Below are 12571 nucleotides of genomic sequence, written 5' to 3'. Positions count from 1 at the left end.
ATGCTTCTCATCCGCTGCCCCTACTGCGAAGAGGAACGTCCGGAACTCGAATTCCGCAACGCCGGTGAGGCGCATATCGCGCGTCCGGCGGATATGGCGGCGATCAGCGACGACGACTTCGAAAAGTTCTTTTTCATCCGCTCGAACGAGAAGGGCATCGTCTATGAGCGCTGGCGGCATATCCATGGCTGCGCGCGCTTCTTCAACGCCGTGCGCGACACGATCACCGACAAGTTCGTCATGACCTACAAGGCCGGCGAGCCGAAGCCGGACATTTCCGCCGCATCGTCCGGCCCGGCCGCATGGGCCAACCGTCCGCCGGACCAGCTCAACGAGAAGAAGCCTGCGCGCAAGCGGGCGCCGAAGAAGGGAGAGGCGTGATGGCCGGAAATCACCGCATCGCCGGCGCCGGCCGCCTCACGCCCGCCCGCACGGCGCGCTTCACCTTCGACGGCCAGTCCTACACGGGGCTTGCCGGCGACACGCTCGCCTCGGCGCTGCTCGCCAACGGCGTGCATCTCGTCGGCCGTTCGTTCAAATATCACCGGCCGCGCGGCATATTGTCGGCAGGCGCTGAGGAGCCGAACGCGCTCGTCACCGTCGAGCGCGACGCCGCCCGCAAGACGCCGAACGTACGCGCCACAGTGCAGGAACTTTATGACGGGCTGAAAAGTGTATCGCAGAACCGCTGGCCGTCGCTCGCCTTCGACGTCGGCGCGGTAAACGACATCGCCTCGCCCTTCTTCTCCGCCGGCTTCTACTACAAGACATTCATGTGGCCGAAGCAGGCGTGGAAGAACATCTATGAGCCGAACATCCGCGCCGCGGCCGGCCTCGGCGTCGCACCCGACCAGCCCGATCCGGACCACTATGCCGGCCGTTTCGCCCATTGCGAGGTGCTGGTGATCGGCGGCGGCGCTGCCGGCCTGGCGGCCGCGCTTGCGGCTGCGGAATCCGGCCTGCTCGTCGTCATCGCCGACGAACAGGCCGAGCTCGGCGGCGCTCTGCGCTTCGAGAAAGGCGCTGCCATAGACGGCAGGGACGGCTGGAACTGGGCGCAGGAAACAGCCGTGAAGCTTGCGGCGATGGACAATGTCCGCGTGCTGACCCGTACGACGGCCTTCGGCTACTACACGCAGAACATCGTCGGCCTTGCCGAGCGCGTTACCGACCATCTCGCGGCTCCCGGCAGCGAACTGCCGCGCGAACGGCTGTGGCAGGTCCGGGCGAAGCGCGTCATCCTCGCCACCGGCGCCATCGAGCGGCACATGGTGTTCGCCGACAACGATCGGCCGGGCGTCATGCTCGCCTCGGCGGCGCGCACCTATCTCAACCATTACGGCGTCGCCGTCGGTCGCAATGTCGGCGTCTATACAGCGAATGATTCGGCCTATGCCGCGGCCATCGACCTGAAGAAGGCGGGCGTCAACATCGCGGCGATCGTCGACCTGCGCGACCAGCCGAGCGGCCCGGTCGTGGACGAGGCGCGGGCGCTCGGCATCGAGATCAATCCGGGCCGCGCCGTGGTCAAGGCGGGCGGCAAGCTGCGCGTCTCCTCCATGACCGTGCAGCCGAAGAATGGCGGCGCGGGCCGCACCATCCCGGTCGACGCGCTGCTCGTCTCGGCCGGCTGGACGCCGTCCGTCCATCTTTTCTCGCAGTCGCGCGGCAAGGTCGCCTTCGACGATGCGACGAAGCGTTTCCTGCCGGGAACCTACGCGCAGGATTGCGTCTCGGTCGGCGCGTGCAACGGTACCGACACGCTGGCCGCGACGGTCGCCCAAGGTTTTGAGGCCGGCGAGGAGGCCGCGAAGCTGGCCGGCGGAACCTCCGGCGGCGGCCAAAGGCCGAAAGTGGGTTCTGCCGAGAACTGGGCCGGCGGCATGCTCGGCTCAGGTCCGGGCGCCGGCGCGGACGCGACGGTCAAGGCCTTCGTGGATTTCCAGAACGACGTCACCGCCAAGGACATCAGGCAGGCGGTGCGCGAGGGCATGCGTTCCATCGAGCACGTCAAGCGCTTCACCACCAACGGCATGGCGACCGATCAGGGCAAGACGTCAAACATGCACGGCCTCGCCATCGCGGCCGAGACGCTGGACAAGGACATTCCCGAGGTCGGGCTCACCACATTCCGCCCGCCCTATACGCCGGTCACCTTCGGGGCCATCGTCAACCACGCGCAAGGGGCCCTGTTCGACCCGACGCGCCGCACGGCTATCCATCCGTGGGCGGAAGCGAACGGCGCGGTGTTCGAGGATGTCGGCCAGTGGAAGCGCGCCTGGTATTTTCCGCGCGCCGGCGAGGACATGCGCGCCGCCGTCGACCGCGAATGCGTGACGGTGCGCAAGAGCGCCGGCCTGTTCGACGCCTCCACCCTCGGCAAGATCGAGGTGGTCGGGCCGGACGCGGCGACGTTCATGGAACTCATGTACACCAATCCGTGGCAGAAGCTGGAGCCCGGCCGCTGCCGCTACGGCATCATGCTGCGCGAGGACGGCTTCATCTATGACGACGGCGTCGTCGGGCGGCTTGCGCCGGACCGGTTCCATGTCACGACGACCACGGGCGGGGCCGCCCGCGTCATGAACATGATGGAGGATTACCTCCAGACCGAGTTCCCGCATCTCGATGTCTGGCTGACATCCATTTCGGAGCAATGGGCCACAATCGCCGTGCAGGGGCCGAACTCGCGAAAGATCATCGAGCCGCTGGTGGAGGCCATCGACCTGTCGGATGCGGCCATGCCGCATATGTCGGTGCGCGAGGGCAGGATCTGCGGCGTGCCGACGCGGCTCTTCCGCATGTCGTTTTCCGGCGAGCGCGGTTTCGAGGTGAACGTGCCGGCCGATTACGGGCAGGCGGTTTGGGAAGCCTTGTGGGCGGAGGGCCAGAAGCACGGCGCCTGCGCCTACGGCACCGAGGCGATGCATGTGCTGCGTGCCGAGAAGGGCTACATCATCGTCGGCCAGGACACGGACGGCACGGTGACGCCGAACGACGCCGGGCTCGACTGGGCCGTTGGCAAGAAGAAGACCGATTTCGTCGGCATCCGCGGCCTGACGCGGCCAGATCTCGTCGCGCCCGGCCGCAAGCAACTCGTCGGGCTGAAGACGAAGGACCCGAAGACCGTGCTCGAAGAGGGCGCGCAGATCGTCGAGCATCCCGAGCAGGCGATCCCGATGAAGATGATCGGCCATGTCACGTCGAGCTACTGGTCGGAGAATTGCGGCCGCTCGATCGCGCTGGCGTTTGTCGCCGGCGGAAACGACCGCATGGGCCAGACGCTCTACGTGCCCATGCCCGACCGTACGATAGAAGTGGAAGTGACCGGCATGGTGTTCTTCGACGAGAAGGGGGAGCGCCTCAATGGCTAAGAAAGCTGCTCCGGCAGAGGGAAAGACGCGTGCTGCTTCTGCGGCAAGGCCCGCGAAAACGGTCGCATCGCGTGCGAAAACGGTGCGCTCCGCGACACCCGAAAACATCGCACTTCGCCGCCCCGCCCATGCCGGCCGCGCCTATTCCGGCGTCGCCGCGCGCGTCGAGGTGTTGCCGCCGGCCGAACGTATCTCGCTGCGCGCGCCGGCCGCTTCGGTCGCTGCGCTGTCGAAGGCGCTTGGCGTGAAACTGCCCGAAAAGCCGAAGACCTCCGCTGCCAGCGGTGGCCGCACCGCGCTCTGGCTCGGGCCGGACGAGTGGCTGGTGATCGACGAGGCGGGCGGCGATCCACTGGCCGATTGCGCATCCGTATCGCAGCTTCATTCCGCCGTCGGCGTCTCGCATCGGAATGTCGCCTTCTCCGTCAGCGGCAAGGGCTGCGAGGCGACGCTGAATGCCGGTTGCCCGCAGGATCTGGCGCTTTCCGCCTTTCCGGTCGGCGCCTGCTCGCGCACCGTGCTCGCCAAGATCGAGATCGTGCTCCTGCGCACCACCGAGGACGCGTTCCGCGTCGAATGCTGGCGCTCGTTCTCGGATTACTGCTTCACCTTCCTGTCGGAGGCCGCGCGCGACGCCGCGGCTTAACCTCGGCGCGGTTCTACAGCCAGCGACACCTTCGCGCGCTCCATGGCGACGAGCGTGCGAAAGCTCTTCACATTGCCCTCGGCGAAGAACAATTCCCGCGACAGGCGCACATATTCGTCCATGTCGGCGACGGTCAGGATCGCGACGAAATCCACCTCGCCGGTGACGTAGTAGACCTGCTGCACGGCCGGACAGTCGATGAGCCTCTTCTTCACCGCGTCGAGCAGGTCGAGCCGTTCGCTCTCCACCGTCACCTCGGCGATGATGGTGATCGGCCGGCCGACTTTCGCGGGGTCCACCACGGCCGTGTTGGCGCGGATCACGCCGGCCTCTTCCATCGCCGCGATGCGCCGGTTCACGGAAGACGAGGAAAGGTTCACCGCCGCGCTGATGTCGCGTTGCGGCATGCGGTTGTCCTTTTGCAGTAGCGCCAGGATCTTCAGGTCGAATTTGTCGAGCGTCACGCCTTGCCTCCGTCCCGGGCTGCTTGTGCTTCATGCGCTCCGCCTATGCAACAATGTCCCGCCTGACTGGCGAAATGAGGAGCCAATTCCCAAAGCAGCCGGGATATGTTCCCGCCGTCATTCATGGAGGCATCATGTTCCTGCCGATTTCGCAAAAAGGGCCGCCGCCGCGCGCCATGCTGATGGAAGCGCTTGGCGAGGAGGGGAGGGTGCGCGCCCGCGCCGTGCTTTCCACCTTTCCGGGATACGCGCCGACGCCGCTCCATGCGCTTGGCGGACTGGCGGGCGAGACGGGCGTCGCCGCCATTCATGTGAAGGACGAGGGCCGGCGGTTCGGCCTTTCCAGCTTCAAATCGCTGGGCGGCGCCTATGCGGTCGTCTCGCTTGTGCTGGAGGAGGCCGCGAAGCGGCTTGGCCGAAAAGTCCGGCCCGAGGATCTGGCGAAGCCGGAAATCCGGGAGATCGCGTCCGGCATGACTTTCTGCTGCGCCACGGACGGCAATCACGGGCGTTCCGTCGCCTGGGGCGCGCAACTGGCCGGGGCGCGCTGCGATATCTTCATCCATGCCGGCGTATCGGAAGGCCGTGCGGCGGCGATGGCGGCGTTCGGCGCGCATATCAACCGCATCGAAGGCTCCTACGACGATTCCATCGCACTGTCGGCCGAGATGGCGGCGAAGCATGGCTGGACCGTCGTTTCGGACACGGCGTGGGAGGGCTACGAGGCGATCCCGCTCAGCGTCATGCAGGGCTATACGACGATGATCGGCGAGGCGCTCGACGCCCTGCCGCAGCCGCCCACCCACATCTTCCTGCAGGCCGGCGTCGGCGGGCTGGCCGCCGCCGTCGCGGCCTATGCCGCGCAGCGGCTCGGGACGGCTGCGCCGAGGATCGTGGTGGTCGAGCCCGCCCGCGCGGCGTGCCTCTATGCGTCGGCCGAGGCCGGGCGTTCCGTCACCATCCCGCATGGCGAGCCCACAATCATGGCGATGCTGGAATGCGCCACCCCGTCGCCGCTCGGCTGGGAGGTGCTGCGGCATCTGGCGGACGGCTATGTGACGCTGGAGGAGCAGGCGTCGCCCGCCGTGATGCGGCGTCTCGCCGAACCGGCCGCCGGCGATCCCGCCATCGTTTCGGGTGAAAGCGGCGGCACCGGGCTCGCAGGCTTCCTCGCCTGCATGGCCGATCCGGCCGCGCGGGCGCATCTGGCGCTCGGCCCCGCCTCCCGCATCCTTGTCTTCAACAGCGAAGGCGCCACCGATCCCGCCATCTACGAGGCGATCGTCGGCCACAAGTCCGAGGAAATGGCCGCATGAGCGACGATCCGATCGAACTCCTGAAGCGCCTCGTCTCCATCAACTCGGTCAATCCGGATCTCGTGCCCGGCGGCGCCGGCGAGGCGGCGATCGCGGATTTCTGCGGGCAATGGCTGGCCGAGCGCGGTTTCGAGGTGCATCGCGTCGAGGAACATGCAGGACGTCCGTCCATCGTCGGCATTGCGCGCGGCGCCGGTGGTGGACGGTCGCTGATGTTCAACGGTCATATCGATACGGTCTCCATCGGCAGCTATGACGGCGACGCGCTCGATCCGTCCGTCCGCGACGGCAGGCTCTACGGGCGCGGCTCCTTCGACATGAAGGGCGGCGTGGCGGCGATGATGGTGGCCGCCGCCCGCGCCAAGGCCAAAGGCGTCGGGGGCGACATTCTGGTCGCCTGCGTCGCCGACGAGGAATATGCCTCCTTCGGCACGGCGGAGGTGACAACGCGGTTCAGGGCCGACGCGGCAATCGTGACCGAGCCGAGCCATCTGGAACTCACCGTCGCGCATCGCGGCTTCGTCTGGTTCGATGTCGCCGTGCATGGCCGCGCGGCCCATGGTTCGCGGCCGGAGCTTGGCATCGACGCCATCGCCAAGGCCGGAAAATTCCTCGTCGCGCTGGAGGCGTACGACCGGCGGCTGCGCGCCCATCCCTCGCACGCATTGCTGAAATCCGGCTCGGTCCATGCCTCGCTGATCCGCGGCGGCGAGGAAATCTCAAGCTATCCGGCCGAATGCCGTATCTCGCTCGAACGCCGCACCATACCCGGTGAGACGCCGGAGACGGTGGCGGCCGAGCTTCAGGCCATCATCGACGGCATCGCCGCGGTCGACCCAGATTTTCGAGCCAGCCTGTCGACCGGGCTCAGCCGTCCGCCCTTCGAGGTGGCGGAGACGGAGCCGGTGGTGGCGGCGCTGGACAAGGCTGCGGCAAGCAGTCTCGGGCATGCGCCGGTGCGGCGCGGCGAGCCCTTCTGGACCGATTGCGCCATCCTGCAAGGCGCGGGCATTCCCTGCGTCATGTTCGGCGCGGATGGCGGCGGTGCGCATGCAGCGACCGAATGGACTGACATCCGCTCCGTCGAGACGCTGGCCGACATTCTGACGGAAGCGGCGATCACGTTTTGCGCGTGAAGAGACGCGGCGGACGTTTCGGGCTTTCCATTCCGTCCGGTTGCGGCGAGAATGCCGCATGCCAAACTCGAAGCCACCCAGGGATGTCCTGCCGCCGGAAGACCGTCCGGACGACGAAGACATCATCGAGGAAGAACTTGACGAAGGCCTGGAGGACACGTTCCCGGCGAGCGATCCGGTGTCCGTGACCTCGACCGCCATTCCCGGCAGGCCCTTGCCGAAGGGCACGACGGGAAAGTAGCAGGCTCAGTCGTCGTTGGCGGCGTTGAGTTCTTCCGGCCGCTTGCCCTCTTCGGCAGGCGGTTCATCCAGCGCGTGTCCCCTGATGGCGCGGCGCGTTTTCACCAGCGGCTTTATCGCATTGCCAAGCGAGGCCATGCGCGGATTGGCCCGATGGGCGGCCACCGCCGCATCGTCGGCATAGAGCTCGTTGACGACCAGCCAGTCCGGCTTCGGCCTGCCATCCTCATCGAAGGGGCGAAACACCTCGAAGCGCAGGCAGCCCGGTTCCTCGATCAGCGTGCGTTGCGCATGGTCGAGGACGATGCGCTCGAACTCCGCCGCGGCTCCTTCGACCGTTTCGAACTCCACGATGATGGTCACCGCCGGCATGCGCGTCTCCTTCGTCGGAATGTATCCGGCAGCAATGCGTCAAAAGGCGGAAGGCTGCAATCCCGGTTCTGTGATCGATGACGACCGGCCAGAATCACTGCGGCTGCTCCTTCGGCGCAATGACGGTGAGCCAGCGCGCCGTCAGGGCGGGTTTCATCACGTTCTCGATCTCGATGGTGACGTCGTAATTGACATGCACCCAGCCGGACGGCCGCACCTTGGTCTCGGCCAGCACGAAGCGCGTGCGGATGCGGGAGCCGGTCTTCACCGGCGTGATGAAACGGATCGAATCAAAACCCTGGTTGATGGCCATGCCGCCCCCTTCCAGCGGCGGCAGCGTCTCGTAGGTCATCGTCGAAAGCAGGGACAGCGTCAGGAAGCCATGCGCGATGGTGCCGCCGAACGGCGTCTCGCGAGCCGCCCGATCCGGATCGCAATGGATGAACTGGTGGTCGTCGGTCGCGTCGGCGAACAGGTCGATCATGGTCTGCGTCACCTCGCGCCAGGGCGACAGGCCGATTTCCTTGCCGACGGAGTTTTGGAGATGCTCCAGGGTGACGGTTTGCATAGGCGTCCTCGGATGCGTTTCGCGCGCACAGATAGAGCGGCGCGAAACCTATGTCATGGGGTATCGAATCGCCATTCCGGAATTCGCCGGCAGGCAGGTGAGGGGGCGCGACAGGCATCGCGGCCGGCGCTACTCCGCCGGCTCCATGTCGTTGTAGGCGGCTTCTTCCAGTTCGCGCCGCAGGCGGGCTTCCTCGTGCACCTTGGGCGTGATGAAGCGGCCGAGCAGCAGGTAGGCGACCGGCGTCAGGAAGAGCGTCGATATGGCCGCCAGCCCCAGTCCGCCGACGATCACCCAGCCGAGCGCGATGCGGGCTTCCGCGCCGGCGCCGCTCGCCAGCACCAGCGGCACGCCGCCGAGCACCGTGCAGATCATGGTCATCGTCACCGGCCGCAGCCTTATGTTGGCCGCCTGCTCGATCGCCTCGCGCACGCCGAGGCCGCGGTCGCGCAGCTGGTTGGCGAATTCGACGATCAGGATGCCGTTCTTGGCCATGACGCCGACCAGCAGCACGAGGCCGATCTGGCTGTAGGCGTTGAGGCTGGTGCCGGTAATGATCAGCGCGATGATGGCGCAGGCGAGCCCCAGCGGCACCGTCGCCATGATGACGATGGCGCTGACAAAGCTCTCGAACTGCGCGGCGAGCACGAGCAGGATGATGACCAGCGCGAAGCCGAAGATGGTGATCATGCCGCTGTTGGTCTCGTTGAGCGTCGCGGCCTCGGCCAGCGGCAGCACGCGCGCGCCGGGCGGCAGCAGCGGCGTGGCGATCCGCTCGGCCTCGCGCAGCGCGTCGCCGAGCGCGAAGTCGCCGCGCAGATTGGTCGCGATGCCGACTGACGGCTGCCTCTGCTCGCGCGACAGCGACGGCGGCACCGAGCGCTCGGAGAGCGTCGCGATGGTCGACATCGGCACGTAGCGGCCGTCGCTCGTCTTGAGGAAGATGTTTTCGAGATCGGTCGGATCGTTGACGGGATTGGTCGAGGAGACGAGCTTCACGTTGAAGCTGCGGTCGCCGATATAGACGTCGCCGATGTTGTTGCCGTCGAGCATCGCCTGCATGGTGTTGGCGAGGCCGGTGATGTCGATGCCGAGATCGGAAGCGCGGGCGCGGTCGATGACCACGGAAAGCTGCGGCTGCGTCGGGTCCACGGTCAACCGCGCCTGCTGGAAACGCGGGTCGTCGCGCATCGCGTCGATGATCTTCGTCGCCGCTTCGCCGAGCTTCTGCCTGTCGTTGCCGACCAGCGCGAATTGCAGGCCGCTGCCGGCCCCCCGGATGCCGAGGCTGTTCGGGTTGATGGCGAAGGCGCGCAGGCTCGGCACCTGCTTGGCGAGGTCGAGGATCTCGGTCTGGATCTGCTGCTGGCTGCGGGTGCGCTCATGCCATGGCGCCAGCGTCACGACCATGAAGCCGCTGTTGGTCTGCCCGTTCTGGCCGGTGTTCTCGAAGGTGCTGATCACCTCGCCGGAATCGCGCAGCGGCTGGATGAGCTCGCCCAGCCGGCGCATCTGCGAGGTGGTGTAGTCCAGGCTCACGCCCTGCGGCGCGTTGAGCCGCAGGAGCACGACCGAGCGGTCCTCCGTCGGCGTCAGTTCCTGCCGGATCGTGCCGAACAGCGAGAAGGCCCCGCCGGCGAACAAGGCCGCCCCCAGCAGCACGATCAGGGGCGCGTCGAGGCAGACGTGCAGGCAGCGCCGGTAAAGCCCGCTCAGCGCGCCGCCGATCCGGGCGCCGATGCCGTGGCCGCCTTCATGGTGCAGCGAGGCGCTGCCCAGCATGCGCGAGGCGAGCATCGGGCAGAGCGTGAGCGCGACGACGCCGGAGAGCGTGACGGCGATGGCGAGCACGAAGCCGAACTCGCGGAACAGGCCGCCGGTCTGGCCAGGCAGGAAGGAGATCGGCACGAAGACCGCGACCAGCGTCGCCGTCGTGGCGACCACGGCGAAGAAGACCTCCTGCGTGCCCAGCACGGCGGCCGCGCGGGGGCCAAGACCCTCGTTGCGCCGCCGCACGATGTTCTCCAGCACGACGATGGCGTCGTCGACGACGAGGCCGGTGGCCAGCACCAGCGCCAGCAGCGTCAGGATGTTGATGGAGAAGCCGGCGAGGTAGATGGCGGCGATGGTGCCGACCAGCGCCACCGGCAGGGAAAGGCCGGGGATGAGCGTGGCGCGCCAGTCGAGCAGGAAGAGATAGATGACCAGAAGCACGATGCTGACCGACAGCATCAGCGCGATCTCGACCTCGTGCACGGCGCCGTTGACGAACACGGCGTCGTCGCTGGTCACCTTGATCGACATGCCTTCCGGCAGTTCGGTCTGGAGTTTCGCAACGGCCGTCTGCACGCCTTCCGAAATGTCGAGCGTGTTCGATTCGGCGGCGCGGATGATGCCGATGCCGATGCCGGTCTTGCCGTCCGAGCGCAGCGTCGTCTGTCCCGTGTCCGGGCCGAGCGTCACCGTCGCGACGTCGCGGATATGGGCGTTGTCCCCGATGACGATGTCCTCGAATTCCTCCGGCGTGGTGACGTCGGCGGTGGTGCGGACGATCAGGTCCTGATTGGTGGTGGTGATCGACCCGGCCGGCGTGTCGAAGGCGACGGAGGCCAGCGCGACGCGCAGGTCGGCAACGGTCAGGCCGAGGCTGGCGAGCTTCGCCTGATCCACGTCGATGCGGAAGATCTTGTCGCGATCGCCGTAGACCTGCACGTCGGCCACGCCGGGAACGGCGGCCAGCGTGTCCTCGACCTGATCCTGGATGACGACCGTCATGTCCTCGACCGACATGGTCGGCGAGGTCACGGCGAGCCGCATCACGGCGTCGGAGTTGGCGTCGGCCTTGACGATGCGGGGCGCGTCGGCCTCGTCCGGAAGCTGGTTCGAGATGCGGCCCACCGCATCGCGCACGTCGGATGCCGCCACGTTGAGGTCGACGCCGTCGCCGAACTCGATGGTGACACGGCTGCGGCCGAAGGAGGAGGAGGACGAGATCGACTTCACGCCCGAAACGCGGGCGACGCCGCCCTCGATGCGCTCGGTGAGCTCACGGTCCACCGTCTCGGCGGCGGCGCCCTCGAAATCCGTGGTCACGGTGATGACGGCGCGGTCGACGTCGGGAAGCTCTCGGATCTCGACGCCGTAGAAGGCAGCGAGCCCCGCGACCGCGATCAGCGTGTTCAGCACGAAGGCCAGAACCGGGCGACGGATGAACAGCGCCGTCATCCCGGTCTCTGCGGTCTTCGCTGCGATCGGCTCCGTCATTGGGTGGGCGCCCCGGCGGCCTCGGCGGCGCGCGGCACGATGGCGTTCGCGATCCGCACCTCGTCGCCGTCACGCACGCTCTGAAGGCCCTCGGTGACGACCATGTCGCCGCCCCTGATCTCTCCCTCGACGAGCACGGTCTCGGTGTTGCGCTGGACGATACGCACCGGCACCTGCTTCACCCTGCCGTCGACGACGCTCCACACGAAGGCGCCGTCGCTGCCCCACATGATCGCCAGCGGGCTGACGGCCGGATAGGTTTCGCCGGGGAAGCGCATGGTGATCTGGAACGACATGCCGGCCTTCAGCGAGTCGGACGGGTTGGCGATGCGCGCCTGCACCCAGAGGGTCCGGCTCTTCTCGTCGATCCGGTTGTCGATTGCCGAGACGACGCCCGTATAGCTCTGCTTGGGATTGGCGAGCGGCGTCGCGGAAATCTCGGCGTCGATCTTCACGGCCGCGGCGAAGCGCTCCGGCACCCAGAAATCGACCAGGATGCTCGACCGGTCGTCGATGGTGGCGATGGAGGACTGGCTCGTCACGTAGTTGCCGGCCTCGATGGGCAGGATGCCGACGATGCCGGAGATCGGCGCGACGACGGAGCGCCGGTCAAGCGCGACTTGCGCGTCGTGTACGGAGAGCTCCGCGTTGCGCAACGCAAGCTCCGCCTCGGTGAGCTGGACTTGCGTGATCGCGTTGGATTTGCGCAGGGCGCGCGCCCGCTCGACCTTGGCGAGCGCGTCGTCACGCGTGATCCTGGCGCGTTCCAGCGCGATCTCCTCGGTGTCGGAATCGAGTTTCGCGATCACCTGCCCGGCCTCGACATGGGCGCCGGACCGGACGAGGAATTCCGTCACGCGGCCGGACGCATAGGGCGTCACGACCACCGTGGCGTTCGCCCTGCCGGTGCCGATCGCCTGAAGCCGGTCGTTGATGGTGGCGGTCGCCGCCGCGATGGTCACCACGGACGGCGCGTCGTTGCGGCTGTTCTGGCCGGTTCCCGCAGCCTGTCCGGGCTCCGCATCGCCGGTCGCGGCGAATATCCAGTCCATGCCCCCCGCCGCGAGCATCCGTCTTCCGGTTTCGGTGAAATAGGCCCAGGCGCCAGCGGCAAGGACCAGCAGGACCGCGCAAAGCAGGAGTTGCTTCCAAACTTTCATCCAAGCTCCGGATTCATCCCGCGAATGTCCT

11 protein-coding genes are annotated in these 12571 nt (G+C 67.3%); 6 read left to right on the top strand and 5 right to left on the bottom strand.

Annotated elements, in window-relative coordinates; translation table 11 throughout:
- From M9955_01605 to M9955_01595, 3 genes are read left to right on the top strand one after another with little or no spacing between them, the layout of a single operon-like run.
- Complete coding sequence (locus tag M9955_01605) at nucleotides 1–381, top strand: sarcosine oxidase subunit delta (GenBank protein MCO5080333.1); 381 nt, start codon at nucleotides 1–3, stop codon at nucleotides 379–381.
- Nucleotides 381–3374, top strand: a complete 2994-nt coding sequence (locus tag M9955_01600) for a sarcosine oxidase subunit alpha (protein MCO5080332.1) — start codon at nucleotides 381–383, stop codon at nucleotides 3372–3374. The genes M9955_01605 and M9955_01600 overlap by 1 nt, the downstream gene beginning before the upstream one ends.
- A complete protein-coding gene (locus tag M9955_01595) occupies nucleotides 3367–4020 on the top strand; it encodes a sarcosine oxidase subunit gamma (protein ID MCO5080331.1) in 654 nt (217 codons plus the stop codon). Before M9955_01600 ends, M9955_01595 begins: the two co-directional genes overlap by 8 nt.
- On the opposite strand, the gene M9955_01590 is transcribed toward M9955_01595, so the two are convergent.
- Nucleotides 4017–4427 carry an Lrp/AsnC family transcriptional regulator gene (locus tag M9955_01590; protein ID MCO5080330.1) on the bottom strand — a complete coding sequence of 137 codons (411 nt, stop codon included), beginning with the start codon at nucleotides 4425–4427 and terminating at the stop codon, nucleotides 4017–4019. The genes M9955_01595 and M9955_01590 overlap by 4 nt on opposite strands.
- A 191-nt stretch (nucleotides 4428–4618) precedes the next feature.
- Here M9955_01590 and M9955_01585 point away from each other — a divergent pair, with 191 nt between their 5' ends.
- From M9955_01585 to M9955_01575, 3 genes are read left to right on the top strand one after another with little or no spacing between them, the layout of a single operon-like run.
- On the top strand, nucleotides 4619–5800 hold the full coding sequence (locus M9955_01585) for a diaminopropionate ammonia-lyase (GenBank protein ID MCO5080329.1): 1182 nt from the start codon (nucleotides 4619–4621) through the stop codon (nucleotides 5798–5800).
- Nucleotides 5797–6936, top strand: coding sequence for an ArgE/DapE family deacylase (locus M9955_01580; protein MCO5080328.1), 1140 nt, complete (start codon nucleotides 5797–5799; stop codon nucleotides 6934–6936). The genes M9955_01585 and M9955_01580 overlap by 4 nt, the downstream gene beginning before the upstream one ends.
- A 58-nt stretch (nucleotides 6937–6994) precedes the next feature.
- Nucleotides 6995–7177 (top strand): hypothetical protein, encoded by a 183-nt coding sequence (locus M9955_01575; GenBank protein MCO5080327.1) that lies wholly within the window; start codon nucleotides 6995–6997, stop codon nucleotides 7175–7177.
- Nucleotides 7178–7182: 5 nt separating this feature from the next.
- On the opposite strand, the gene M9955_01570 is transcribed toward M9955_01575, so the two are convergent.
- From M9955_01570 to M9955_01555, 4 genes are all read right to left on the bottom strand, one after another.
- Complete coding sequence (locus tag M9955_01570) at nucleotides 7183–7548, bottom strand: antibiotic biosynthesis monooxygenase (GenBank protein MCO5080326.1); 366 nt, start codon at nucleotides 7546–7548, stop codon at nucleotides 7183–7185.
- Between the two features lie 94 nt (nucleotides 7549–7642).
- Complete coding sequence (locus M9955_01565) at nucleotides 7643–8116, bottom strand: MaoC family dehydratase (protein ID MCO5080325.1); 474 nt, start codon at nucleotides 8114–8116, stop codon at nucleotides 7643–7645.
- A gap of 129 nt (nucleotides 8117–8245) precedes the next feature.
- Nucleotides 8246–11380 (bottom strand): efflux RND transporter permease subunit, encoded by a 3135-nt coding sequence (locus tag M9955_01560; GenBank protein MCO5080324.1) that lies wholly within the window; start codon nucleotides 11378–11380, stop codon nucleotides 8246–8248.
- Complete coding sequence (locus M9955_01555) at nucleotides 11377–12540, bottom strand: efflux RND transporter periplasmic adaptor subunit (GenBank protein MCO5080323.1); 1164 nt, start codon at nucleotides 12538–12540, stop codon at nucleotides 11377–11379. Before M9955_01555 ends, M9955_01560 begins: the two co-directional genes overlap by 4 nt.
- Nucleotides 12541–12571 lie beyond the last annotated feature (31 nt).

This window comes from Rhizobiaceae bacterium, from assembly GCA_023953845.1.
Lineage (GTDB): Bacteria > Pseudomonadota > Alphaproteobacteria > Rhizobiales > Rhizobiaceae > Arvimicrobium.
The sequence above is the reverse complement of the archived record's forward strand: the minus strand, read 5'-3'. Positions and strand labels throughout refer to the sequence as shown.

Coding starts and splice junctions, on each gene's coding strand:
- M9955_01605 (MCO5080333.1), top strand. CDS start 1: ATGCTTCTCATCCGCTGCCCCTACTGCGAAGAGGAACGTCCGGAACTC.
- M9955_01600 (MCO5080332.1), top strand. CDS start 381: ATGGCCGGAAATCACCGCATCGCCGGCGCCGGCCGCCTCACGCCCGCC.
- M9955_01595 (MCO5080331.1), top strand. CDS start 3,367: ATGGCTAAGAAAGCTGCTCCGGCAGAGGGAAAGACGCGTGCTGCTTCT.
- M9955_01590 (MCO5080330.1), bottom strand. CDS start 4,427: ATGCCGCAACGCGACATCAGCGCGGCGGTGAACCTTTCCTCGTCTTCC.
- M9955_01585 (MCO5080329.1), top strand. CDS start 4,619: ATGTTCCTGCCGATTTCGCAAAAAGGGCCGCCGCCGCGCGCCATGCTG.
- M9955_01580 (MCO5080328.1), top strand. CDS start 5,797: ATGAGCGACGATCCGATCGAACTCCTGAAGCGCCTCGTCTCCATCAAC.
- M9955_01575 (MCO5080327.1), top strand. CDS start 6,995: ATGCCAAACTCGAAGCCACCCAGGGATGTCCTGCCGCCGGAAGACCGT.
- M9955_01570 (MCO5080326.1), bottom strand. CDS start 7,548: ATGCCGGCGGTGACCATCATCGTGGAGTTCGAAACGGTCGAAGGAGCC.
- M9955_01565 (MCO5080325.1), bottom strand. CDS start 8,116: ATGCAAACCGTCACCCTGGAGCATCTCCAAAACTCCGTCGGCAAGGAA.
- M9955_01560 (MCO5080324.1), bottom strand. CDS start 11,380: ATGACGGAGCCGATCGCAGCGAAGACCGCAGAGACCGGGATGACGGCG.
- M9955_01555 (MCO5080323.1), bottom strand. CDS start 12,540: ATGAAAGTTTGGAAGCAACTCCTGCTTTGCGCGGTCCTGCTGGTCCTT.